The sequence below is a fragment of the Azospirillum sp. A29 genome, assembly GCF_042604625.1.
Classification (GTDB): Bacteria; Pseudomonadota; Alphaproteobacteria; order Azospirillales; family Azospirillaceae; genus Azospirillum; species Azospirillum palustre.
Window position 1 is genome coordinate 457,490 of sequence record NZ_CP170464.1, and the last position, 23,854, is coordinate 481,343.

Consider the following 23,854-nt stretch of genomic DNA (forward strand, 5'->3'; position numbering starts at 1 on the left):
ACACCTCCGGCGCCGGGCCTACGGTCCGCGCCCCAACCTGAAACCGGTGTCGATATGTCCGAGACGAAGCCCCCCTTCCCCGCCAATGCCGATGGTTCGGTCCCCGGTTCAGAACGGCGTCTGCGCTCGCGCGCGTGGTTCGACAACCCCGCCAACCCCGACATGACCGCGCTCTATCTTGAGCGCTACCTGAATTTCGGCCTGACGCGCGAGGAGCTGCAATCCGGCGCGCCGATCATCGGCATCGCCCAGACCGGGTCCGACCTCAGCCCCTGCAACCGTCACCATCTGGTTCTGGCCGAACGCCTGCGCGAGGGCATCCGCACCGCCGGCGGCATCGCCATCGAGTTCCCGGTCCACCCGATCCAGGAGACCGGCAAGCGGCCGACCGCCTCCATCGACCGCAACCTGGCCTATCTCGGGCTGGTCGAGGTTCTGCACGGCTATCCGCTCGACGGCGTCGTGCTGACCATCGGCTGCGACAAGACCACGCCGGCCTGCCTGATGGCCGCGGCGACCGTCAACATCCCGGCCATCGCGCTGTCGGTCGGCCCGATGCTGAACGGCTGGTTCCGCGGCGAGCGCACCGGCTCGGGCACCATCGTCTGGAAGGCGCGCCAGATGATGGCGGCCGGCGAAATCGACTATCAGGGCTTCATCGAGCTGGTGGCCTCCTCGGCCCCCTCGACCGGCTACTGCAACACGATGGGCACCGCGTCGACCATGAATTCGCTGGCGGAGGTGCTGGGCATGCAGCTTCCGGGATCCGCCGCGATCCCCGCCCCCTACCGCGAGCGCCAGCAGGCCGCCTATGAGACCGGCAAGCGCATCGTCGAGATGGTGCGCCAGGACATCAAGCCGTCCGACATCCTGACCCGCGACGCCTTCCTCAACGCCATCGTCGTCAATTCTGCCATCGGCGGCTCGACCAACGCGCCGATCCACATCAACGCCATCGCTAAGCACATCGGCGTGCCGCTGACGGTGGACGACTGGCAGACCCACGGGCTGGGCGTGCCCCTGCTGGTCAACCTCCAGCCGGCCGGCGAGTATCTGGGCGAGGACTTCCACCGCGCCGGCGGCGTGCCGGCCGTGGTCGGGCAGCTGATGACCAAGGGCCTGATCCGCGAGGACGCGCCCAACGTCAACGGCCGCACCATCGGCGAGAACTGCCGCAACACCGAGATCCTCGACACCCGCGTCATCCACCCGATCGACGATCCGCTGAAGATCAACGCCGGCTTCGTCGTGCTGCGCGGCACCCTGTTCAACGCCGCCATCATGAAGACCAGCGTGATCTCCGACGAGTTCCGCGAGCGCTACCTGTCCAATCCCAAGGATCCGGAAGCCTTCGAAGGCAAGGTCGTCGTCTTCGACGGTCCGGAGGACTACCATCACCGCATCGACGACCCGTCGCTGGGAATCGACGCCTACACCATCCTGGTCATCCGCGGCGCCGGCCCCATCGGCTATCCCGGTGCGGCGGAGGTGGTGAACATGCGTCCGCCCGCTGACCTGATCAAGCAGGGCATCCATTCCCTGCCCTGCATCGGCGACGGCCGCCAGTCCGGCACCTCGGGCTCGCCGTCGATCCTCAACGCCTCGCCGGAGGCGGCGGCCGGCGGCAATCTCGGCCTTCTGCGCAGCGGCGACCGCGTGCGCATCGACCTGCGCCGCGGCAGCGCCGACATCCTGATTTCCGAAGCGGAGCTTGCCGACCGCAAGGCCACGCTGGAGGCGGCCGGCGGCTACCCCGCCCCGCCGTCGCAGACCCCGTGGCAGGAAATTCAGCGCGGCATTGTCGACCAGCTGGACGAAGGCATGGTGCTGAAGCCGGCGGTCAAGTACCAGCGCGTGGCGCAGACCATGGGGATCCCGCGCGACAACCACTGACCCCAAGCCTGTCGAGCCGCAAAGCGCCCGCCCGCATAGCAGCGGGCGGGCGCTGGTGCGCTTCCACGTCACCACGGAACGACCACCGTCGGTAGCAGCCCGCTTTCGGACATTACGGTCCGGACGCGGGCCGCTTGGCCTCCGCTGCATCGAAGGCTTGGCGGGACCGTTCGATCTCCTGCCAGTTCTCCCTGATCCAACCGGTGAATCCTTCGAGAGCTGGCAGCATCGTTTTGCCCATCGCCGTCAGCTCATATTCGACCCGCGGCGGTACCTCCGCGAAATAATGGCGCAGGACGAGGCCGTCCCGCTCCAGGTTCCGCAAGGTCAGGGTCAGCATGCGTTGCGAGATGTCCGGAATTCCGTTCCTGATCTCCGAAAACCGCAACGGTCTGGCGGGATCGAGCGCGAGGATGCTCATCACCAGGATCGTCCACTTGTCGCCCAGTCTTGCCAGGACGCTGTTCGGCGCGCAGGGCGTGAGGACCGGTCCTCGCTTGGTTTCCTTGTATGGCCGGCCATGGATCGTCTTTTCCAACAGTCACCTCCTGTCACCGACTTACAAAAATGTGCCGTCTTGTGCGGGTTTCATAGCGGTGTCATTTCGTAACCGACAATGGTTACGAAGAGGAACTTATGATGGCCGACGAAAAGACGGTGCTGGTGTTCGGCGCCACCGGACAGCAGGGCGGAGCGGTTGCCAGAGCGCTTCGGGCCGAAGGCTGGCTGGTGAGAGCGCTGGTCCGCGACCCCGCCGGCACGAAGGCGAAGGCCCTGGAGGCCGCCGGCGTCGACCTGCATCCGGGCGACTTTTCCGACCACGCCTCCATCGCCGCGGCGATGTCCGGCGTCCATGGGGTCTTCAGCGTACAGCCAAGTTCCGGGCAGGGTCCCGTCTTCGGCATTACCGACGAGCAGGAGCTCCGCTACGGCAAGGCCATCGCCGACCTTTCCGCGGCCCATGGCGTCCGCCACCTCGTCTACACATCCGTCGCCGCTGCCGGCAAGGGGATCACCGGCCTCGGCCATTTCGACATGAAGACCGAGATCGAGGAGCATGTCCGGAGCCTCGGCATCCGCAGCACCATCGTGCGCCCGGTGACGTTCATGGAAATCCTGATGCTGCCGGGCATGGGGCTCGACCATGGAACCTACTCGTTCCTGATGCGCCCCGATCAGGCGATGCAGCTCATCGCGGTCGACGATATCGGCAGGATCGTCGCGACGATCTTCTCGGATCCGGACCGCTTCGCCGGCCGCACCATCGAAATCGCCGGGGACGCGGTGACCGGCAAAGGATTGCAGGACGCTTTCAGCCGGGCTGCGGGCAGGACGATCACCTACAACCGCTTCCCCGACAGCCTTCTTGCGCAGAACCGGTTCCTCGGGCGGCTCGCCGAACTCGTTGACGATGGCCGATGCGCGGGCGCCGTCGATATCCCGGCCCTGCGCCAGGAGTTCGGGGCGCTGCAAAGCCTGGAGGAATGGCTTTGCGGTGCCGGCCGGCCGCTGTTCATATCCTCTCTGGAAGCATCGGGAGGGACCGTGGCGCTGCGGTAGTCGCCGCACGCGATACAGGACAGCGTCCGGAACCGTGGTTCCCTTCGCCCTGTCCTATGACAATATTCGCGTGAAACTGGGAGCTGCCAGATGACCGAGGCCGATCTTTCCGCCCTTTACCGCCGCTACATCGCCTGTCTGAACGACCGTGATTGGCAAAGCCTGGGGACTTTCGTCCACGAGGAGATCCAGCACAATGGACGGGAATTCGGGCTGTCAGGCTATCGCGAGATGCTGGAGGCGGATGTCCGCGCAATCCCCGATCTGAAATTCAACATCGACCTTCTGGTCTCGCAGGCTCCCCATGTTGCAAGTCGCCTGCTGTTCGATTGCACCCCGAAAGGCCTTCTGTTCGATATTCCCGTCAACGGCCGCAGGGTTCGGTTCAGCGAGAATGTCTTCTACCGATTTCGTGACGGCCGCATCGACAGCGTATGGTCGGTCATCGACAAGGCGGCGATTGCATCTCAGCTCTAGCGGGCGTCGGAGTTTACGGGAGGCGGTACCATCGGCCCGACCGGTGGTCCCCCCACGCATCCCAGCAATGCCCCACCATTTCGTGTGACCTTTCACGGCCACCCTTGACGTGCGTCCCCCTTTGCCCACATAAGCCATCACGAAACACTCGATCCCAGTCGTCCGACGGCCGCCGCACGGCGCCTCCGGCAGGGATCGTCCACACCGGGATCCGCATCGACGAGCGATGCACGCCCGTCCGGCAGCGTCGAATGCCGGCCTAAGTGAGACGTACGACAGAGGCATGACGTTTGATTCAAAACGGCGCCGGATGGCGCCGAACAACCGCGCACGCAACCGCAACCCGCGTCCGCGAGATGACTTCGACGGCTCCCGCCCCCCGGCCACTCCGGTCCATGGCGGCGGCCCCACCGGCCCGGTTCCGGGCAAGGACGAGATCCTGTTCCTTCCGCTGGGCGGCTGTTCCCGCATCGGCATGAACATGGCGCTCTACGGTCACGCCGGCAAATGGCTGATCGTCGATGCCGGGGTCGCCTTCGTCGGCGACGAGATGCCGGGCATCGACAGCCTGATGGCCGATCCGGCCTTCATCGAAGAGCGGATGCAGGACGTCGTCGGGCTGGTGGTGACCCACGCGCACGAGGACCATATCGGCGCGATCCACCATCTGTGGCCGCGCCTGCGCTGCCCGATCTATGCCAGCCCCTTCGCCTCCCACATCATCCGGGACCGGCTGAAGGAAAAGGGCGCCCACCGCGCCGCCAAGGTGCAGACCTTCGAGATCGGCGACACGCTGAGCATCGGTCCCTTCCGGATCGAGACCATCGCCGTCACCCATTCGATCCCGGAGCCGATGTCGCTGGCGATCCGCACGGCGGCCGGCACGGTCCTGCACACCGGCGACTGGAAGTTCGATCCCAACCCGCTGGTCGGCCGCAGCACCGATTTCGCCGCGCTGAAGCGCCTGGGCGACGAAGGGCTGCTCGCCATGATGTGCGACAGCACCAACGCCGACGTGCCCGGCTCGACCGGGTCGGAGGCCGACGCCCGCGCCGGCCTGATCGGCGCCTTCGCCGGCCGCTCGGGCGCCATCGCGGTGACTGGCTTCGCCTCCAACGTCGCCCGCATGACCGCGGTGGCGGAAGCGGCGGCGGCGGTCGGGCGCAAGGTGGTGCTGGTCGGCCGCTCCATGCTGCGCATGGAAAAGGCGGCGCAGGCCTGCGGCTACCTCGACCATGTGCCGGACTTCATGGATGTCCGCGAGGCGTCCTGGACCCCGCGCGACAACCTCGTGTTCCTGTGCACCGGCAGCCAGGGCGAGGAACGGGCGGCGCTCAGCCGTCTGGCCCGCAACGAGCACCGCGAGCTGTGGCTGGAAGAGGGCGACACCGTCATCTTCTCCGCCCGCATCATCCCCGGCAACGAAGAGGCCCTGGCCGAAATCCACGGGCATCTGCGCGGCATGGGTGTCGAGATCGTCACCCCGGCCGAGGCGCCGGTCCATGTCTCCGGCCACCCGAAGCGCGACGACCTCGCCCGCATGTACGGGATGGTCCGCCCCCGCTTCGCCGTGCCGGTCCATGGCACCATCGAGCATATGGAAGCCCATGCCCGCCTCGCCCGCAGCTGCGGCGTCGAACGCGCGCTGGTTCCGGAGGATGGCGACATCCTGCGCATCGCCAAGGAAGGCACCCGCGTCATCGGCCACATCGAGCCGAAGCGCCTCGCCAACACCGGGCGGGAGCTGATCTCCTGGATCCCCGCCGAGCTGCCGGCGGAAGAGACGCTCGTCGCGGCGGCCTGATTGCCGCGGAAGCGCTAACGGACAAAAGCGAACGGGCCCTGTGGAGTGTTCCACAGGGCCCGTTCGCTTTTCTACGATGCTTGAACCGTCATTCGGCCGGGGTGGCGACCATCGGAACCTCGATGGCGCGGGCTTGGAGCAGTTCCTTCCACTTGCGGAAGGCGGCGAGCAGGATGATGAAGCCCAGCACCAGCATGATGATCGAGATGCCGGCGTTGAAGGGGTTGTAGCCCTTGGCCGCCTTGTTCAGATAGACGTTGGCGATCATCCAGTAGCCGGCGACGTTCACCGTGACGAACAGGTAGGCCAGCGGGACCAGGCAGGTCAGCATGTAGATCCGCTTCTGGGCCAGCCGCAGGATGATGGTGGCGCCGATGATCAGGCCGACCGAGGCCATCAGCTGGTTCGACACGCCGAACAGGGCCCAGACCGAGTTGATGTCGCCCGAGGTCAGCAGATACCCCCAGGCCACGCAGGCGATGACGCTGGCGATGATCGAACCGGGGACCCAGTCCAGCCGCTTCATCGGGGCATAGACATCGCCCAGCAGGTCCTGGATCAGGTAACGGGCGACGCGGGTGCCGCTGTCCACGGCGGTCAGGATGAACACCGCCTCGAACATCACGACGAACTGGAAGAAGTAGGAGGCGAGGCTGTTGAACCACGGCACGCGGGTGAAGATCTCGGTCATGCCGACCGCCAGGGTCACCGCACCGCCGGTCCGGCCGTAGAGGTCGAGGCCGATGTCCTGGCTCAGCCGCGGCAGGTCCACCACGGTCATGCCCAGGGCCTTGAAAACGGCCGGTGCGGAGTTGATGGCGAAGTAATCGGCCGGGTGCAGGGCGGTGGCGGCGATCAGCGCCATGACGCCGACCAGGCATTCCGCCAGCATGCCGCCGAAGGCCACCGGACGGATGTCGCTCCACTTGTCGATCAGCTTGGGCGTGGTGCCCGACCCGATGAAGGCATGGAAGCCGGAGATGGCGCCGCAGGCGATGGTGATCGAGATGAAGGGCCAGACCGGGCCGTTCAGCACCGGGCCGCCGCCATGGATGAAGTCGGTCAGGGCGGGGAAGCGGATCTCCGGGTTGATGAAGACGACACCGACGACCAGCGCGCCGAACACGCCGACCTTCATGAAGCTGGACAGGTAGCCGCGCGGGGTCAGCAGCAGCCAGACCGGCAGGGCGGTGGCGAAGAAGGCGTAAATGGGCAGGATGACGGCGACCGTCTCGGCATGCAGCGTCAGCCACTCGCCCAGCAGCGTGCCCTGGATGTAGGGGCCGGCAAAGACCGAGGCGGCGATGGCGGCGATGCCGACCTGGGTGGCGCCCTTGGACGAACCGGTGATCTTCTCGTAGAGGCCGAGCGCGATGGCGATGGGGATCGTCATGAACACCGCGAAGGCGCCCCAGGCATTGCGTTCCAGCGCATGGACGACGACCATCGACAGGCCGGCCATGGTGATGGTGATGATGAACAGCATCGCCAGACCGGTGCACCAGCCGGCCACCGGGCCGAGTTCGGCCTTGGCGACTTCGGACAGCGACTGTCCCTTGTGCTTCATCGAGGCGAACAGCACGACGGTGTCATGCACCGCGCCGCCGATGACGCAGCCGATCAGCAGCCACAGGAAGCTCGGCAGATAGCCGAACTGGGCGGCCAGCACCGGACCGACCAGCGGGCCGGCGGCGGCGATGGCGGCGAAATGCTGACCCGCATTCACCCATTTCTTGGTGGGCACATAGTTCTTGCCGTCCGCCAGGACGTGGGACGGGGTGACTTCCGAATCGTCGGCACGGAGAACCTTGCGCACGAAGAACACGCCGTAGAAGCGGTAGCAGAGCGCAAGAATGCAGAGTGTCGCGATCACAAATGTTAGGGCGTGATCCATGACGGTTCTCCTGAAAAGGATATGCCGCCGGTGTACGCCCGCCGCTTGCTCCCGTGGGGTGGAATGCCGCGAGCGGCAGCCGGGAGATGCTAAGCGGCAGCGGGCGGGGGGCGAGCGGCGACGCTCAAGTCCTCTGCCGGTCGCCGCCGCCCCGTCCACGCTCACTTGCCGCCGGTGACGTCCAGGAAGGTGCCGGTGATGAAGGAGGCCTCGGGGCCAGCCAGCCACAGGATCGCCCGCGCGACCTCCTCGGGCTGACCGCCCCGCCCCATCGGGATCGAGTCCTTGACGCGATCCACCCGTCCCGGTTCCCCGCCGCTCGCATGCATGTCGGTGTAGATGTGGCCGGGGCGGATGCAGTTGACGCGGATGCCGTCCCGCGCGACCTCCTTGGAGAAGCCGATGGTGAAGGTCTCCAGCGCGCCCTTGGAGGCGGCATAGTCGACATATTCGTTCGGACTGCCGAGCCGGGCCGATGCCGACGAGATGTTGACGATCGCGCCGCCCCGCCCGTTGTGGCGATGCGACATGCGCTTGGCCGCCTGCTGGGCGCAGAGGATCGGGCCGATGGCGTTGACCGCGAAGATGCGCTGCATCCGTTCGAAGCCGAGATCCTCGGTCCGGCACTGGCGCGCGAGCACCGCGGCGTTGTTGACCAGGACGTCGATCCGGCCGAACTCGCGGTCGATTGCGTCGAACAGCGCGACGACCTGCGCCGGATCGGCGCTGTCGGCGCGCACCGCCAGAGCACGGCGCCCCAGGGCTTCGACATCCGCCACCACGGCATGGGCGGCGGCCTCGTCGGAGACGAAACTGATCGCGACGTCGTAACCCTGGGCGGCGGCGAGCCTTGCGGTTGCGGCACCCATGCCGCGCCCGCCGCCCGTTATCAGGATCAGCGGCGACTGAGAGACGGTGGTCATTGGGAGGGATCTCCTTATGGCAGGGGAACGGTCAGGCGGAGCGCGGCAGGCCGGTCTCGCCATGCGGTTCCGTGGCGGAGGCGTTCAGATGGGGCCTCAGCATCAGGACGAGCGGAACGATCAGGGCGGCGGTCGCCGCCGAGGCCAGCACGCCGGTCGTCTGGCTGCTGTGGTCGGCGATGGTGCCGTAGAGGATGGGGGCCAGCCCGCCGGAGCCGATGACGCTGGTGTAGAAGACGGCGAAGGCCCGGCCGGTGTCGCCGTTGGACAGTTCCGGCACGGTGCCGTAGAGCACCGAGGAGGTGCCGTTCAGCACGATGCCGAGCAGCGGCAGCAGGACCAGCGTCGGCGTCAGCGAGGTGAACAGCGTCGCCGCGATCAGCAGGGCCGTGGCGGCTTCGGTCACCATGACGCAGCCGACCACCCCCAGCCGCTCCCCGAGCAGGCTGCATGTCGCCTTCCCCAGCGCACCGCCGATGAACAGCAGGGCCAGCGCCAGCCCGACCGTCGCCGAATCGCCGCCCTGGCCGTGGATGAGGAAGGGCAGGAAGAGCAGATAGCCCATGCGGGTCGCGGTATCGAGCGCGCCGATCACGGTCAGGATGCCGAAGCCGCCGCGGCCGCGGCCGGCCGCAGCCGTCTTGGTGGCCCGGACGATGGGAACCGCCGGCAACAGTGGCAGCAGGGCGACCGACAGGACGAGGCCGATGGCCGCCATCATCCCCAGCACCGGTTGCCAGCCGACCGTCGGCAACAGCACGGCGACGAGCGCCGGCAGCGCCGCTTTCCCGAGATCGCCCGAGAAATTGTAGATGCCGAGCGGATGGCGCGATGCCGCGCCATAGCTGACGGTGACGAGCATCGAGCCGCAGGGGTGCTGGATGCTCGATCCGATGCCGGCGACGACGAGGCCGACGCACAGACCCGGCAGGCCGAGCGGCAACGCCATGATCAGCAGGCCCGCCGCGGCAAGGACGGTCGACAGGATCAGCGCCGCCCGCGGCGACAGGCCGCGAAGGGCCCGGTCGGCCGGGATTTGCAGCCCCCCCATCGTCCCGGAGTAAAGGGCGCGGATGACGGCAAGCATCGCATAGGACAGGCCGAACTGCGCCTGCCACACCGGCAGGAAGACATAGAGGGCGTCGGTGTAGCCGTCATGCACCGCATGGGCAAGACACGCGCCCGTCAGGCTTTTCTTCTTCTCTGTCCACCACTGTCTCGCAATCATCTTCGATGGCTTTCCCGGAGGCGCCACAGGCATTGCCCGGCTGGTCTGAATGGGCAGGCAGGGTATACCCGTGACGATTCATCGACTAGTGTGGTTTGAATCACGGATAGCGTCAGTTTTCCTCACGGGTTTCTCTCAAGGATCGCCCATGCGCCGCCTTCCCCCGCTGAACGCCCTGCGCATTTTCGAGGTTGCGGCCCGCACCGGCAGCTATGCCGAGGCGGGGACCGAACTCGGCCTCACCCACGGTGCGGTGAGCCGGCAGATCGCCGCGCTCGAAAGCTGGCTCGGGCAGAGGCTGTTCACCAGGGAGGGGCGCCGCATGGTGGCGACGCCGATGGCACGGATCTTCGCCGCCGAGGTCGGGCTGTCCTTCGACCGGCTGGCCGTCGCGGCGGAAGCCTGCGGCCGTCCCGACGCGCGGCGCATCCTGCGGGTCAGCGCCCCGACCAGCTTCGCGATGCGCTGGCTGATCCCGCGGCTCGGCCGCTACCACGCCGGCCATCCGCAGGTCGAGGTGGCGGTCACGACGGTTTCGACCGTGCTGGAGGAACTGCGCGGCGGCGTCGACGTGGCGATCCGGCGCGGTGCCGCGCGGGAGCATGTGTGGCCCCAGCACCGCGTCGTTCCGGTGCTGGACGATGTGGACACGCTGATCATGAGCCCGGCGCTGTTCGCGCGGCGGCCGATCCGCAAGCCCGCCGACATCGAGGGCCACACCCTGCTCGCCAGCGAAACCCGTCCGGGCGATTGGACCGGCTGGCTCGATGCGGCGGGGCTCCAGCATCTGGCCGGGCATCCCCGCCAGATCTTCGATCACTTCTTCGTCACCCGTCAGGCGGTGGAGGACGGGCTTGGCATCGGGATCGGCCCGCTGCCGATGCTGGACATCGACATCGCCAACGGCAAGCTGATGACGCCGCTGCCGGACATCCGGGTTCCGAGAACGGGGTACGTGGCGCTCGTTCCCCCCCAGGCCGATGCGGGGAAGCTGGTCTCCGGCTTCGTCGACTGGCTGGTCGGCGAGGCGCAGGGAGCGGTCGGATAACCCGGCAGCATGACCCCAAAACCGCTCAGGTCCCCGGAATGCGCCGCTCAAACCGCCAGAGCGCCGCTCGCCGGAAAGCGGCCCGGCGCGGGCGGCAACGGCGCTAGGGTGGGACGTCCCACAATGCCGCGCCGGCTTTCGCCAGAGATCTCCGATGACCGAGTCCTGCCCCCGTACCCCCCTGCGCAAGGCGCTTGCCAACCTGCGCCGCCTGTTCAACGACGACAGCTACGACCGCTACCGCGAGGCCCAGGCCCGCCTCGCCCCGGACGAGCCGCCGCTCGACCCCCGGTCCTTCAAGGCACGGCAGATCCTGATGACTCTGGGACGGGGCTGCTGCGGCCGGTAGCCGGCTCGCCCAAACCGGAGCCGGGACCGGGGCCGGCCTCGGGCTTCAGTCCGGGGAGCCGCGCCCGGCTGCCGCTGCGTTCCGAATAGGCGCGGGTCAGTTCCGCCCCGAACAGGAAGATGACCGCCGAATAATAGACCCACAGCAGGATCAGCACGAAGGAGCCGGCCGCGCCATAGACCGTCACCACACCGCTGGTGGCGATGTAGAAGCCGATCATGAACTTGCCGACCGCGAACAGGAAGGCGTTCACCGCCGCCCCCAGCCAGACGTCGGCCCAGCGGATGTAGGCGTCGGGCAGGATGCGGTAGATCAGCGCGAACAGGCCGGTCAGCACCGTCCAGGACACCAGCACGTCGAACAGCCACAGCAGCGACGGCATCGCCGGCAGATAGGCCGAGGCCCAGCGGCCGGCCGCCGCCAGACCGGCGCTGACCACCAGCGAGACGATCAGCAGGAAGCCGATGGCGCCGATCAGCGCCAGCGCCTTCAGCCGCACCCGCACCAGCCAGGTGATGGTCGATTCCTGGGGCGCCGCCACCCGCCAGATGCGGTTCAGCCCGGCCTGAAGCTCGACGAAGACGGTGGTGGCGCCGACCAGGATGGTGCCGATGCCGATGATGCTGGCGACGATGCCGGTCTCCTTCGCGCCGGCCCGCGCGATCAGGTCCTGCAAGGTCTGGCCGGCATCGTGCCCGACCAGCGCCGTCAGCTGGTCGACCAGCGCGCCGCGCGCCGCCTCGTCGCCGAACACCAGCCCGGCCAGCGCGATCACTAGGATCGCCAGCGGCGCCAGCGAGAAGATGGTGTAGAAGGCGATGGACGCCGCCATGCTCATCGCGTCGTCGTTCATCCAGCCATATGCCGCATCGACGACTATCGCCCACCCCCGCCGCACGCTGCCCATCGCCCCCTCCTGTCCCGCATCGTCTCCCCCGGTAACACCGGCGGCGGCCATTCGGTCATGGTCGGGGGCCCGACAGCCCGTTTCATCGCGCCCTACCCGCCCGACGGGTCTCCATGATAGGAAGGAGGAAGCAGCGGCGAGCGGCCGTTGAACAGGTAAACAGCCCCCCGAAACCTGTTTCACGGCGTTCCAAACGTTCCATCCGAAGCCAGGACAGGAGACCCGCCCGGTGTCGCAGAAGGTGATCGGCCTGATCGGAGGCATGAGCTGGGAAAGCTCCGCCGAATATTACCGCATCGTCAACGAGGGCGTCCGCGACCGGCTGGGCGGGCTGCGCTCGGCCCGCTGCCTGATGTGGTCCTTCGATTTCGCCGAGGTCGAGGCGTTGCAGCATGCCGGCCGCTGGGAGGACGCCACCGCCCTGATGATCGACGCCGCCCGCCGGCTGGAGCGCGGCGGCGCCGACTTCCTGCTGATCTGCACCAACACCATGCACCGCATGGCCGCCGAGGTGCAGGCCGCCGTCGCCATCCCGCTGCTGCACATCGCCGACCCCACCGCCGAGCGCATCCGTACCGCCGGCCACCGCCGCGTCGGGCTGCTCGGCACCGCCTTCACCATGGAGCAGGACTTCTACAAGGGCCGGCTGACCGGGCGCCACGGGCTGGAGGTTCTGATCCCCGACGAGGCCGACCGCGCCATCGTCCACCGCATCATCTACGAGGAGCTGGTCCAGGGCCGGGTCGAGGCGGCGTCCCGCCAAGCCTACCGCGAGGTGATCGCCCGGCTGGTAGCACGCGGCGCCGAGGCGGTCATCCTCGGCTGCACCGAGATCATGCTGCTGGTGAAGCCGGAGGACAGCGCAGTTCCGCTGTTCGACACCACCGCCATCCATGCCGAAGCGGCCGTGGATCTCGCCATCGCCGGCTTCACCCCATCCCCAGCCGTTCCTTGAGCGCCCCCAGGAAGCGCCTGCTGACCGGAACCGCATGCCCGCCGGTGGTCTGGATTTCCGCCAGCCCGCCATCGGCGAAGCGGATTTCCCGGATGCGGTCCGGGTTGACCAGATGCTGGCGGTGGCAGCGGAACAGCGGGCTCTTCTCCTGAATGGTGTGGAGCGTCAGCTCGGTGAAGCGCTCCTGCCCGTCCTCCCCCACCACATAGACGCCGGCGGGGCGGGAGACGACATACTCGACGTCGGCCAGCTTCATCAGGGTGATGCGGTTGACCCCGGTGCAGGGGATGTGGCGCAGCTCCGCCGCCCCCGGCAGGACCGACAGCTCCTGCGGCGCATGCTGGCGGCGCAGCCGCTGCAAGGTCTTCGCCAGCCGCGCCGGATCGGCCGGCTTCAGCAGATAGTCGAAGGCGTGCTCCTCGAAGGCCTGGACGGCATATTCGTCGTGCGCGGTCAGGAAGACGATGCGCGGCATCCGCTCGGGATCGAGCATGCTCAGCATCTCCAGCCCGCTGACCCGCGGCATCTGGATGTCGAGGAAGACCACGTCGGGCGCCTGCCGGTTGATGGCGCCGATGGCCTCGATGGCGTTGGCGCATTCGCCGACGATGCGGATGTCGGCGGCCTCCTCCAGCATCCGGCGCAACTCCTCGCGCGCCAGCGGTTCGTCGTCGACGATCAGGACGGTCATGGCAGGGGACATCATGCGGGCACGGTCTCTTCAAGAGGCAGGCGCAAAGTGACGCGGGTGAAGGCATCCGGCTCGCAGGCGACCGAGACGCCGTACTCCTCACCGTAGCGGTTGCGGATGCGGCGGTCGACGATGGTCATCCCCAGCCCGTCGCCGCCCGGCTTGGCCTCGAAGAGCCCGGCATTGTCCTCCACCGACAGCAGCAGGTCGCCGCCGTCGCGCCGCGCCGCGATGCGCACCCGGCCGTCGCCGAGAAGCTGCGCGGTGCCGTGCTTGATCGCGTTCTCCACCAGCGGCTGGAGCGAGAAGGCCGGCAGCCGGGCGTGGCGCAGCTCGTCCGGCACCTCGATCTCCACCGCCAGCCGCCCGGTGAAGCGGGCAAGCTCGATCTGGAGATAGGCGCTGACATGCTCGACCTCGTCGGCCAGCGTCGCCATCTGGCTGGGGCGCTTCAGGTTCTTGCGGAAGAAGGTCGACAGGTTCTGCACCAGCTGCCGCGCCCGCTCCGGATCGTTGCGGATGACGGCGGAGATGGTGTTGAGCGCGTTGAACAGGAAATGCGGGTTGACCTGCGCATGCAGCAGCTTGATCTCCGACTGCGCCAGCAGCGCCTTCTGCTGCTCGTAGCGGCCGGCCAGGATCTGGTTGGACAGCAGCCGCGCCACGCCTTCGCCCAGCGTGCGGTTGATGGTGGAGAAGATCTTGGTCTTCGGCTCGTACAGCTTGATGGTGCCGATCACCCCGCCATCCTCGCCGACCAGCGGGATCACCAGCGCCGCCCCCAGCCGGCAGGCCGGGCTGATCGAGCAGCGATAGGCCACCTCGTTGCCGTCGGCATAGATCACCTGATTGCTGGCGATGGCCTGATGGGTCTGCGGCGAGCTGATCGGCGTGCCCGGCAGATGGTGGTCGTCGCCCATGCCGATGAAGGCCAGCAGCTTTTCCCGGTCGGTGATGGCAACGGCGCCGACGCCGGTTTCCTCGAAGATGATGCGGGCGACGCGGGTGCTGTTCTCGCTGTTGAAGCCGCCGCGCAGCACCCCGTCGCAGCGCGCGGCGATCTTCAGCGCCTTGGCGGAAAAGGCGCTGGACTGCTTCTCGTCCAACACGCGGCGCTCCAGCAGGATGCGCATGAACAGCGCCGCGCCGAGGGTGTTGGCGACGATCATCGGCGCCGCCACGACCTCGACCAGATGCATCGCCGCCTCGAAGGGCCGGGCGACCGCCAGGATGATCAGCATCTGAACTACCTCCGCCACGAAGGTGACGGCGCCGACGCGCAGCGGGTTGAACAGCGGCTCGATCCGGCCCTGGCGAACCATGTGGCGGTGGACCAGCCCGCCGATCAGCCCTTCCGCCATGGTGGAAATGGCGCAGGCCAGTGCCGACATGCCGCCCAGCGAATAGCGGTGCATCCCGCCGGTCAGCCCGACGGCCAGCCCCACCGACGGCCCGCCGAAAATGCCGCCCAGCACGGCGCCGATGGCGCGGGTGTTGGCGATGCTGTCGTCGATGTGCAGGCCGAAATAGGTGCCCATGATGCAGAAGATCGAGAAGATCACGTAGCAGGCCAGCTTATGCGGCCAGCGCACCGTCACATGAGTCAGTGGCAGGAACAGCGGCGTGCGGCTCAGCAGATAGGCGATCACCAGATAGACGCACATCTGCTGGAGCAGCGAGAGGACCAGGGTGAAGGGCTCGACAGGCATGGCGGTTTTCCCGGCAGCGGCCTTACGGGACCGGCGCTGCTCCGCGCCATCCTACACCGGCAGGGCGTCCCCGCCGATGGGACATCCTTGCATCCCTACCCCGGCACGGATACTCACCGCCGCCGCGGGGCCGGGTGCAGCAGGGCCAGTTCCGGGGTCACCGACTGCCGCATCGCCGCCTCCCATTCGGTCATGGTGACGAAGCGCAGGCCCCGCTTCTCCCCTTCCTCCAGGATCGCCGGCAGCGCCGCGACGGTCGCCGCCTTGGTGCTGTGCATCAGCACGACGGCGCCGGGCGCCAGCCGTTCGACGATGCGGTGGCGGATGATGTCGGGACCGGTGTCCTTCCAGTCCTGGCTGTCGGCGGTCCACAGCACCGTCGCCATGCCGTGCCGGCGCGCCAGCGCTGTCAGCGCATCGTCGACATCGCCATAGGGCGGCCGGAACCACGTCGCCGTCACCCCGACCGACGCCAGCGCCTTTTCCGCCTGCGCCAGGTTCCACTCGCGCTCGGCCGGCTTCAGGTCGGTGGTCATCGGGTGGGTCTGGGTGTGGCTGCCGACCTCGTTGCCGGAGGTGGCGACCATCCTGGCGATCTCGTGATGCTCCGGGATCTTGGCGCCGATGTAGAAGAAGGTCGCCTTCGCCCCATGCGCCCGCAGGATGTCGAGGATTTGGGGGTCATGCCCGTCCGGCCCATCGTCGATGGTCAGCGCCACCACCCTGGCCGATGGCAGTGTCGGATCGACCTGGGCGAGGTCGAGGTCCGATCCGGGGATCAGATGCCGGGTCACGAAGGGAGCCGCCCCATGGGTGGCGGCATAGCTGCGCTGGTCGGACATGGCCGGGGCAGGCAGGCACAGCAGGGCTGCCGCCAGCCCGAGCGGCAGGACGGCGCGGCGGAACAGGGTCATCATCGCAAGGGGCACTTGGGAAAAGGTCGGAGCCAGCCGCCCCCTCGAAGGGGGTAGGACCGGCGCAAGACCTGAGCTTTGCGCCCGCCCGCCGCGATGGACAAGCGATTTCTTGGGGACTTGCGGGGGTAAAGGCCGACCCTCCCCACCCCCGCACAGCCGCCGTTACAGCTTGGCCCGCAGGGTCAGCAGCACGGTGCGCGGCTCGCCATAGATGTTGCCCGACTGCACGTTGTTGATGCGCTGGTAATAGGTGCGGTCGAACAGGTTCTTGACGTTCACCGCCGCCGTCACCTTCTCGGTCACGTCGTAGGCGACGCGGGCGTCCACCGTCGCATAGCCGCCCTGGGTCAGGCGGGCGCCGCCCAGCGACGGGAACTCGTTGTACATCGAGGTCTGGGCGGTGACGCCGCCGCCGACGCTCAGCCGGTCGTCGATGCTCTCGGGCAGGCGGTAGTTGGTCCACAGCTTGAACTGGTGCATCGGCGCGATGGCGGTGAAGGCGCTGCCGGAGTTGGCGCTGCTGTCCAGGCTCTTGGCGCGGGTGAAGGTGTAGCCGGCATAGGCGTCCCAGCCCGGCAGAATCTCGCCGGAGACGTCCAGCTCGAAGCCGCGGCTCTGCGCCTTGCCGCCGGAGATGTAGATCGACTGGTTGGGATAGCGCGGGTCGGCCTGCGGCCGGTTCTCCTCCTCGATGTGGAAGACCGACGCGGTGGCGTGCAACCGTCCGCCGAAGTAATCGGCCTTGACGCCGGCCTCGTACTGCCGGCCCTTCAGCGGCTCCAGCACCTTGCCGGATGCATCGACGAAGGATTGCGGCTGGTACATCTGCGTCACGCTGGTGTAGAGCGCATAGGTGGAGTTGACCTCATAGACGAGGCCGGCATAGGGCGTGACCTTGCCGCGGACGGACGCGCTGCTCTCCGCGGTGCCGGCCAGCGCGTCGGCATCGACCTTGGTCTGCCACCAGTTCATCCGCCCGCCGACGATCAGCTTCAGCGGGTCGGCCAGCTTCAGGCGCAGGACGCCGTAGGTGCCCCAGCTGTCGGTGGTGGTCTTGGTGTCCCGCTGCCAGTTGCGCCAGGCCGGTTCGGGGGCGGAGGCGTTGGGGGCGAAGATGTTCTGCGTCACCGACCAGCTGCCGACCGGGTTGGCCGCGCGGTGGCGGAAGGTCCAGCGTTCGTAATTGGCGCCGACCGCCGCCTCGTGGGTCTGGCCGAACAGCCCGAAATTGCCGCTGGCCGACAGGTCGGCGCCGATCTGGTCCTGGTCGTAACGGACCTTCTGGGCGTAGAGCGTCGTCCGGTTCACCCCCGGCGTGACCGGGGAGTAGGCATAGGCCATCTTCCGGTCCATCTCGTTGTCGATGTAATGGGTGGCCAGCTTCACCGCCCAGCCATTGTCGAAGCGGTGCTCCAGATCGGCGAAACCGCCCTTGGTGGTGAAGATGTCGCGGTTCCATTCCTCGCCCAGCGAGGTCGAACGGTCGACGTCGAGCAGCCGGAACTGCGGCTGTCCGTTCACCACCGTGGCATAGCCCGGCAGGTTCCAGGCGCCCTTGTAGCTCATGCGCTGGTACCAGGCGCCGGCGGTCAGGGTGGTGTCGGGCGTCAGGTCGGCGGCGATGCTGCCATAGGCGACCGCCCGGTCCTGCGTCGTCCAGTCCTGGAAGCCGTTGCGGTCCTGATAGGCACCGACGAAGCGCCCGCGCAGGCTGCCGGACTGGTTCAGCGGCCCGGTGATGTCGCCTTCGCCGCGGTAATTGGCGTAGGAGCCGGCGGTCAGCTCGCCATAGCCTTCCAGCGTCTTCTTCGGCGTCTTGCGGACGAGGTTGATCGCGCCGCCGGGGCCGCCCATGCCGTTCAGCAGTCCGGCCGGACCCTTCAGCACCTCCACACGCTCATACATCGCCAGATCGGGCGAGGCGAAGATGCGGCTGTCCAGCGTGGTCGGCACGCCGTCGAACTGCAGGTTCGTCATCTCGAAGCCGCGCGAATAGAATTGCAGGCGGTTGCCGTCGATCGGCTCCACCGTGACGCCCGGCGTCTGCTTCATAGCGTCTTCGAGCGTGATGAGCTTCTGTTCCTCGATGCGCTCGCGCGGCATCGTGGTGACGGTCTGCGGCACCTCGCGCGGGGCGAGCGGCAGCTTGGAGCCGACGGTGGTCGGCGGGTTGGCGTCGCGCTGGCGGTCGGCGCCGACGTCGATGGTCGGCAGCGTCATCGCCCCGGACGTCATCGCACCCGACGAGGCGGTGGCCCCCGTGTTCGTCGTCGGCTGCGCCAAGGCCAGGGCCGGCAGCAGCAGGGCTGCCGCCGCAACCGACGCCAGCAGGCGGACGCGCCCCCTGTTCTGTCTCCCAAGGCGTCCAGGCTGCCTGTCAATCGTCATTCCGATGATCCCCCATTCGTCGCTGTGCTGATGTCAATTCACGGATTTGTTGGCTGCTTTATTGGCTGCGGCCCCGGCCGATCCCCCCGGTCAGGGCCAGCGGAATGCGCACCTGCAAGACCGCGTCGCGCTTTCCTGCCTAGTGAGATTGATTCTTATTTGCAAGATGATTTGCAGTGAGCCAACTTTCGGTCCGGCTGAACGGCGACGCCACCGATACCCGCGTGATGTGCGGCGTCTCCGCCCCTGCCCTGCCGCGTGCCCAACCCGGAGCCGGCACCCTCTGCGGTTGTTGCCCGTCCGTCGGCCGGCGGCAGTGGCGCACCGCCATTATGCGAACGATTCTTCCTTGTGGCGAAAGCGTCCCCCTGCCCGCCCCTTTCCGCCAGATGCGGGTCACGCTGGATCCGGTGCCGGCCGACCGGCGGGACGAACTGAAGCGTCTGCTCGAGAAGACGGCGACGGATGCCGACGCGGTGCGGCAGGAAGCCGAGCGGATCGACCACTATTGCGACATGCTGGCCGGCATCCGGCAAAAAAACGCGTCCAATACGCGGCCTTCGGCGAAACGCCGAAACGGCAGACCGATGGACGCATATGCTCGCCGATCTGGAAACAGCCCTGCGGATCGGATCGCCCATCCTACACCGCAGAGCAGCAGGACGGGCGATGTGGGACGTCCCACATCGTCCCCCTACCGCCGACCGCCAAGCTCCCGCACCAGATCCACCAGCGCCCGCAGCCCCGGCGGCAGATGGCGCCGGCCTGAGTAGTAAAGACACAAGCCCGGAAACGGCTGCGTCCATTCCTCCAGCACGCGCAGCAGGCGGCCGGCGGCGATGTCTTCCGCGACATGCCATTCCGCCAGATAGCCCAGCCCGAGCCCGGCGCGCACCGCGTCGAGCATCAGGTCGGCATCGTCCAGGATCAGCGGCCCGGTGCCGTCGATGGCGACCGCCTCGCCATGCCGCTCGAACTCCCAGCGATAGAGGGCGCCGCTCGGCAGGCGGCTGCGGATGCAGCGGTGCCCGGCGAGGTCGGCCGGCGTCTCCGGCAGGGTGCGGCCGGCGAAATACTCCGGCGTGCCGACCACCGCGAAGCGCAGGGCGGGGCCGAGCGGGACGGCGATCATGTCCTGCGGCACCTGCTCCGCCAGCCGCAAGCCGGCGTCGAAGCCCTCCAGCACGATGTCGACCAGCTTCCCTTCGGTAACGAGATCGACCGTCATCTCGGGATAGCGGCGCAGATACTCCAGAATGACCGGCTTCATGATCATCCGCGCAGCGCCGGCCGAGCTGTTGATGCGCAGCGTTCCGGCGGGTGCCAGCCGATGGTCGGACAGCCGGTCTATGGCGGCCCGGATGTCGCGCAGGGCAGGGGCGGTGTCGGCGACGAACTGCTCGCCCGCCTGGGTCAGCGCCACGCTACGCGTCGTGCGGTGGAACAGCCGCACCCCCAGCCGCTCCTCCAGCGCCGCGATGGCATGGCTGAGCGCCGAGCGCGACATCCCCAGCTCGGCCGCCGCGGCGCGGAAACCGCGATGCCGGGCAACGGCCTGTACGGCTTCCAGCTCCGCCAGTCCGGTCACACTCATTGTCCCGATCCGTTCACCGATGCATGCGGGATTGTCCACCTTATCACCCGGCGGCCCCTGTGCCACCTGAATGGCCGACACCCACCGACCGTTCCGGGAGAGCCCGATGCACGAGATCGACAGCATCTATATCGACGGCCGCTTCGTAACCCCGCACGGGACGGAGCTGTTCGACCTTCACAATCCGGCGACCGGCACCGTGACCGGCCGCGTCCGCCTTGCCGACGAGGAGGATGCGCACGCCGCCATCGCCGCCGCCAAGCGCACCTTTCCGGCCTTCTCCCGGACGGCCAAGGCGGAGCGCATCGCCCTGCTCCACCGGATGGGCGATGCCGTGGCCGCCCGGCGCGACGAGCTGCTCGAAGCCGTGATCGAGGAATATGGCGCTCCGGCCTCGCGCGCCGGCTTCATGGTCGATCACCCGGTGAATGCCTTCCGCGAGACCGCCGCCCTGCTCGCCGACTACCCCTTCGTCCGCCGGATGGGCACGGCCGAGGTCAGGATGGAGCCGCTCGGCGTCGCCGGGCTGATCACGCCGTGGAACAGCAATGCCGGCTTCATCTGCGGCAAGCTCGCCACCGCCATCGCCGCCGGCTGCACCGCGGTGATCAAGCCCAGCGAGATGAGCGCCCGCCAGACGCAGATCGTCACCGAGGCGCTGCATGCCGCCGGTCTGCCGCCCGGTCTGGTCAACATCGTGACCGGCCGCGGCGACCGCGTGGGGGCGGCGATCTCCAGCCATCCCGACATCGCCAAGATCTCCTTCACCGGTTCCACCGCCACCGGCAAGGCGATCCTGCGCGCGGCGGCCGACAGCTTGAAACGCGTCACGCTGGAGCTGGGCGGCAAGTCGCCGACGATCATCCTCGACGATGCCGAGCTGTCGCGGGCGATTCCGCTGGCGGTCAGCGCCGCCTTCATGAACAGCGGTCAGGCCTGCATCGCCGGTACCCGCCTGCTGGCTCCGCGCAGCCGCCTCGCCGAGATCGAGGCGCTGACCAAGGCGGCGGTCGAGGCGGTGCGTGCCGGCGACCCGCGCGATCCGGCCACCAGTGTCGGTCCGATGGTCAGCCGGACCCAGTGGGAACGGGTGCAACGCTACATCCGCATCGGGGTGGGGGAGGGCGCCGTCCTGCTGACCGGCGGGGAAGGGCGCCCGGAGGGGCAGCCGGAATTTTCCGGCGGCTGGTTCGTGCGGCCGACTCTGTTCACCGGCGTCCGCAACGACATGACCATCGCGCGCGAGGAGATCTTCGGCCCGGTCCTCTCCATCATCCCCTATGAGGACGAGGAGGAGGCGGTCGCCATCGCCAACGACACAATTTACGGCCTTCAGGCCTACGTGCTGGCCGGCGACACCGCCCGTGCCCGCCGGGTGGCGGACCGCATCGTCGCCGGCCGTGTGCTGATCAACAGCCTCGCCCACGATCCGAAGGCGCCGTTCGGCGGCTTCAAGCAGTCGGGCATCGGCCGCGAATATGGCAGCTTCGGCCTCGACGCCTTCCTGGAACCCAAGTCGCTGCTGGGGGAGGGCGTTTAGGCGCCCTCGTCCAGAATGGCGTCGATCTCGGCCCGCAGCCGCACCAGCCGGTCGCGGTTGCCGGGGTCGAGATGGCGGCGCTGTTCGCGGACCACCGCCACGTCGCGCAGGATGCGCTTCACGCTGGCGTGCAAGGCCCGCACCGCCTCCTTCGTATCCGGCTCCTGCGCCGGCACGTCGTCCGCGGCGCCGCCCTGGGCATGGTCGCGCTTGGCCTGCCGCACCGCCTTGACGCTGGCGCCCTCCTTGGCCCGCTTCCACAGCCCGGCCTGCAACCCGGCGGGAGCGGCGGCGATCTCGATCATCACGGAGCGGGAGACATGGGCGAACCCGGTCGCATATTCCTCCCGGATCTCCGCCGGCAGCCCCATGATCGCCAGCAGCTTGGTCACGTCGGTGCGGTCGCGCCCGACGACGGCGGCCAGCTCGTCATGGGTGTAGCCATGCTTGTCGATCAGCCGGGCCAACGCCGCCGCATATTCCACCGCGTTCAAATCGACGCGCTGGACATTGTCGATCAGCCCGATCTCGTCCGGATCGCCGGAGGTCAGGATGGCGAAGACCGTCTTGCGGCCCAGCATCTCGTGCGCACGAACCCGCCGCTCGCCGCCGATCAGCAGATACTCACCCTGGGGCAGGGGACGCACCAGGACCGGGTTCTGAAGCCCGTGCCGCTCGATGGAGGAGGCGAGGCCGCGCAGCTCCGCCTCGTCGAAATGGCGGCGGGGCTGGTCGGGGTTGCGGTGGACGCGGGCGAGGTCCAGCTCCACCACATGCGGGAAGCCGGCCGAGGTGCCGAACAGCCGGTCGCTGCCCACCGTCAGCCCGCCGGCCATGCCAACCATCGCGGATCCTGCCGGCTCGGCCGCAGTGCCCAGCAGTTCGCGGGTCTTGCGTTCGAACTTACGCGACATGGGTCGTCTCCCGGTTCTGGGCATAGGCGCGGATCTGGCGCGCCACTTCGCGGAAGGTCTCGGCTCCCGGCGCCTTGGGATCGCCGGCCAGCGTGATCATGCCGGCCGCCGCCGCCTTGCCATAGACGGTGGCGCGCGGGATGGGATCGAAGACCGGCACCTGACCGGCATAGGATTCGTGCAGTTCCTGCAACGTCGCGCGGTCCTGCGTCAGCCGGTCGTTGTACATGGTCGGGATGATGCCGGCGATGCGCAGGGCCGGGTTCACCCGGCGGCGGATGCGGCCGATGGTGTCGACCAGCCGCTTGACGCCCAGCAGGGCCAGCGCCTCCGTCTGCACCGGCACCACCACCAGCTCCGCCGCCGACAGGGCGTTGGCGGTCACCAGACCCAGGTTGGGGGCGCAGTCCATCACCACGAAATCATAGGAGTGCCGAACCTCGTCCAGCTTTTCGCGCAGGATCAGCCCGCCGGTGGAATCGGCCGCCAGCTCCACGTCGGCATCGGCCAGCGACAGCCCGGCCGGCGCCAGATCCAGCCCGCTCTCCGTCGTCGGCATGATGACCGAGGTCAGCGGCTCTTCCGAGCGCAGCACATAATAGAGTGTCTTGCGCTGCTGCTCCAAGGCGACGATGGCGGCGTTGCCGATGCCGACATGGACGGTGGCGTTGCTCTGGGAATCGCAGTCGATCAGCAGCACCCGCGCCCCGCCCTCGGTCAGGGCATAGGCGAGGTTGACGGCGGTGGCGGTCTTGCCGACGCCGCCCTTCTGGTTGGCAACCGCCAGATATGTGGCGGAGCGCGGCCGGCCGTCCGCCTTGTGGCGGGTCAGGAAATCGACGAGCTGCTGCGGGATGCGTTCCGCCCCGCTTTCCCAGCGGCTGATCCGCGCCTTGGTATAGCTGCGGCCGAGCTGCCCGTTCAGCCAGTCGGCGAACTGCGTCTGGTTCTCGCCGCGGCGCTCGCGCAACTGGCGCATCTCGTCGCCCCCGCCACCCATCGACCGCACTCCCGTGATTCCGCCCGTCATTCGGCTTGGACTCCGCCCCCCATCGGCGGCCGG

At 68.2% G+C, this 23,854-nt stretch carries 20 protein-coding genes; 8 read left to right on the plus strand and 12 right to left on the minus strand.

Annotated features, from left to right (window positions below):
• The first annotated feature begins 54 nt into the window (after nucleotides 1-54).
• Nucleotides 55-1,893: an IlvD/Edd family dehydratase gene (locus ABNQ38_RS14185; RefSeq protein ID WP_377807607.1), complete on the plus strand. Its 1,839-nt coding sequence runs from the start codon at nucleotides 55-57 to the stop codon at nucleotides 1,891-1,893.
• A gap of 112 nt (nucleotides 1,894-2,005) precedes the next feature.
• Here the strand turns inward: ABNQ38_RS14185 and ABNQ38_RS14190 are convergent, their stop codons facing one another.
• Nucleotides 2,006-2,431, minus strand: coding sequence for a winged helix-turn-helix transcriptional regulator (locus ABNQ38_RS14190; RefSeq protein WP_377807608.1), 426 nt, complete (start codon nucleotides 2,429-2,431; stop codon nucleotides 2,006-2,008).
• Nucleotides 2,432-2,529: 98 nt separating this feature from the next.
• On the opposite strand from ABNQ38_RS14190, the gene ABNQ38_RS14195 reads away from it, so the two are divergent.
• The 3 genes from ABNQ38_RS14195 (at nucleotide 2,530) to ABNQ38_RS14205 (ending at nucleotide 5,734) form a co-directional block, all read left to right on the plus strand.
• Entirely contained in the window at nucleotides 2,530-3,453 is a 924-nt protein-coding gene (locus tag ABNQ38_RS14195; protein ID WP_377807610.1) for an NmrA/HSCARG family protein, read from the plus strand.
• A 90-nt stretch (nucleotides 3,454-3,543) separates the two neighbouring features.
• On the plus strand, nucleotides 3,544-3,930 hold the full coding sequence (locus ABNQ38_RS14200) for an ester cyclase (RefSeq protein WP_377807612.1): 387 nt from the start codon (nucleotides 3,544-3,546) through the stop codon (nucleotides 3,928-3,930).
• 283 nt (nucleotides 3,931-4,213) lie between these two features.
• The gene (locus ABNQ38_RS14205) at nucleotides 4,214-5,734 is read left to right on the plus strand and encodes a ribonuclease J (RefSeq protein ID WP_377807613.1); all 1,521 of its coding nucleotides are present in this window, start codon (nucleotides 4,214-4,216) and stop codon (nucleotides 5,732-5,734) included.
• Nucleotides 5,735-5,822: 88 nt separating this feature from the next.
• On the opposite strand, the gene ABNQ38_RS14210 is transcribed toward ABNQ38_RS14205, so the two are convergent.
• From ABNQ38_RS14210 to ABNQ38_RS14220, 3 genes are all read right to left on the minus strand, one after another.
• Entirely contained in the window at nucleotides 5,823-7,628 is a 1,806-nt protein-coding gene (locus ABNQ38_RS14210; RefSeq protein WP_377807614.1) for a carbon starvation protein A, read from the minus strand.
• Nucleotides 7,629-7,789: 161 nt separating this feature from the next.
• Entirely contained in the window at nucleotides 7,790-8,551 is a 762-nt protein-coding gene (locus ABNQ38_RS14215; RefSeq protein WP_377807616.1) for an SDR family oxidoreductase, read from the minus strand.
• 31 nt (nucleotides 8,552-8,582) lie between these two features.
• The gene (locus ABNQ38_RS14220; protein WP_377807617.1) at nucleotides 8,583-9,779 is read right to left on the minus strand and encodes an MFS transporter; all 1,197 of its coding nucleotides are present in this window, start codon (nucleotides 9,777-9,779) and stop codon (nucleotides 8,583-8,585) included.
• A gap of 148 nt (nucleotides 9,780-9,927) precedes the next feature.
• On the opposite strand from ABNQ38_RS14220, the gene ABNQ38_RS14225 reads away from it, so the two are divergent.
• Nucleotides 9,928-10,827: a LysR substrate-binding domain-containing protein gene (locus ABNQ38_RS14225; RefSeq protein ID WP_377807618.1), complete on the plus strand. Its 900-nt coding sequence runs from the start codon at nucleotides 9,928-9,930 to the stop codon at nucleotides 10,825-10,827.
• Between the two features lie 154 nt (nucleotides 10,828-10,981).
• Complete coding sequence (locus ABNQ38_RS14230; protein ID WP_376965176.1) at nucleotides 10,982-11,176, plus strand: hypothetical protein; 195 nt, start codon at nucleotides 10,982-10,984, stop codon at nucleotides 11,174-11,176.
• Here the strand turns inward: ABNQ38_RS14230 and ABNQ38_RS14235 are convergent.
• Nucleotides 11,124-12,083 carry a YihY/virulence factor BrkB family protein gene (locus ABNQ38_RS14235; protein WP_377807619.1) on the minus strand — a complete coding sequence of 320 codons (960 nt, stop codon included), beginning with the start codon at nucleotides 12,081-12,083 and terminating at the stop codon, nucleotides 11,124-11,126. The two genes, ABNQ38_RS14230 and ABNQ38_RS14235, sit on opposite strands and share 53 nt — an antisense overlap.
• A 229-nt stretch (nucleotides 12,084-12,312) precedes the next feature.
• Here ABNQ38_RS14235 and ABNQ38_RS14240 point away from each other — a divergent pair, with 229 nt between their 5' ends.
• Nucleotides 12,313-13,038, plus strand: coding sequence for an aspartate/glutamate racemase family protein (locus ABNQ38_RS14240; protein WP_377807620.1), 726 nt, complete (start codon nucleotides 12,313-12,315; stop codon nucleotides 13,036-13,038).
• Here ABNQ38_RS14240 and btsR read toward each other — a convergent pair.
• From btsR to ABNQ38_RS14265, 5 genes are all read right to left on the minus strand, one after another.
• Nucleotides 13,013-13,729 carry a two-component system response regulator BtsR gene (btsR, locus tag ABNQ38_RS14245; RefSeq protein ID WP_377807841.1) on the minus strand — a complete coding sequence of 239 codons (717 nt, stop codon included), beginning with the start codon at nucleotides 13,727-13,729 and terminating at the stop codon, nucleotides 13,013-13,015. The two genes, ABNQ38_RS14240 and btsR, sit on opposite strands and share 26 nt — an antisense overlap.
• A gap of 11 nt (nucleotides 13,730-13,740) precedes the next feature.
• Nucleotides 13,741-15,438, minus strand: coding sequence for a LytS/YhcK type 5TM receptor domain-containing protein (locus ABNQ38_RS14250; protein ID WP_377807621.1), 1,698 nt, complete (start codon nucleotides 15,436-15,438; stop codon nucleotides 13,741-13,743).
• A gap of 113 nt (nucleotides 15,439-15,551) precedes the next feature.
• Nucleotides 15,552-16,355 (minus strand): polysaccharide deacetylase family protein, encoded by an 804-nt coding sequence (locus ABNQ38_RS14255; protein WP_377807622.1) that lies wholly within the window; start codon nucleotides 16,353-16,355, stop codon nucleotides 15,552-15,554.
• A gap of 162 nt (nucleotides 16,356-16,517) precedes the next feature.
• Nucleotides 16,518-18,743 (minus strand): TonB-dependent siderophore receptor, encoded by a 2,226-nt coding sequence (locus ABNQ38_RS14260; protein WP_377807623.1) that lies wholly within the window; start codon nucleotides 18,741-18,743, stop codon nucleotides 16,518-16,520.
• 694 nt (nucleotides 18,744-19,437) lie between these two features.
• Nucleotides 19,438-20,337, minus strand: a complete 900-nt coding sequence (locus ABNQ38_RS14265; RefSeq protein WP_377807624.1) for a LysR family transcriptional regulator — start codon at nucleotides 20,335-20,337, stop codon at nucleotides 19,438-19,440.
• Between the two features lie 106 nt (nucleotides 20,338-20,443).
• Here ABNQ38_RS14265 and ABNQ38_RS14270 point away from each other — a divergent pair, with 106 nt between their 5' ends.
• A complete protein-coding gene (locus ABNQ38_RS14270; RefSeq protein ID WP_377807625.1) occupies nucleotides 20,444-21,877 on the plus strand; it encodes an aldehyde dehydrogenase family protein in 1,434 nt (477 codons plus the stop codon).
• On the opposite strand, the gene ABNQ38_RS14275 is transcribed toward ABNQ38_RS14270, so the two are convergent.
• Nucleotides 21,874-22,791 carry a ParB/RepB/Spo0J family partition protein gene (locus ABNQ38_RS14275; protein WP_377807626.1) on the minus strand — a complete coding sequence of 306 codons (918 nt, stop codon included), beginning with the start codon at nucleotides 22,789-22,791 and terminating at the stop codon, nucleotides 21,874-21,876. The genes ABNQ38_RS14270 and ABNQ38_RS14275 overlap by 4 nt on opposite strands.
• Nucleotides 22,781-23,821, minus strand: coding sequence for an AAA family ATPase (locus tag ABNQ38_RS14280; RefSeq protein ID WP_376965194.1), 1,041 nt, complete (start codon nucleotides 23,819-23,821; stop codon nucleotides 22,781-22,783). The genes ABNQ38_RS14275 and ABNQ38_RS14280 overlap by 11 nt, the downstream gene beginning before the upstream one ends.
• Nucleotides 23,822-23,854: the final 33 nt, after the last annotated feature.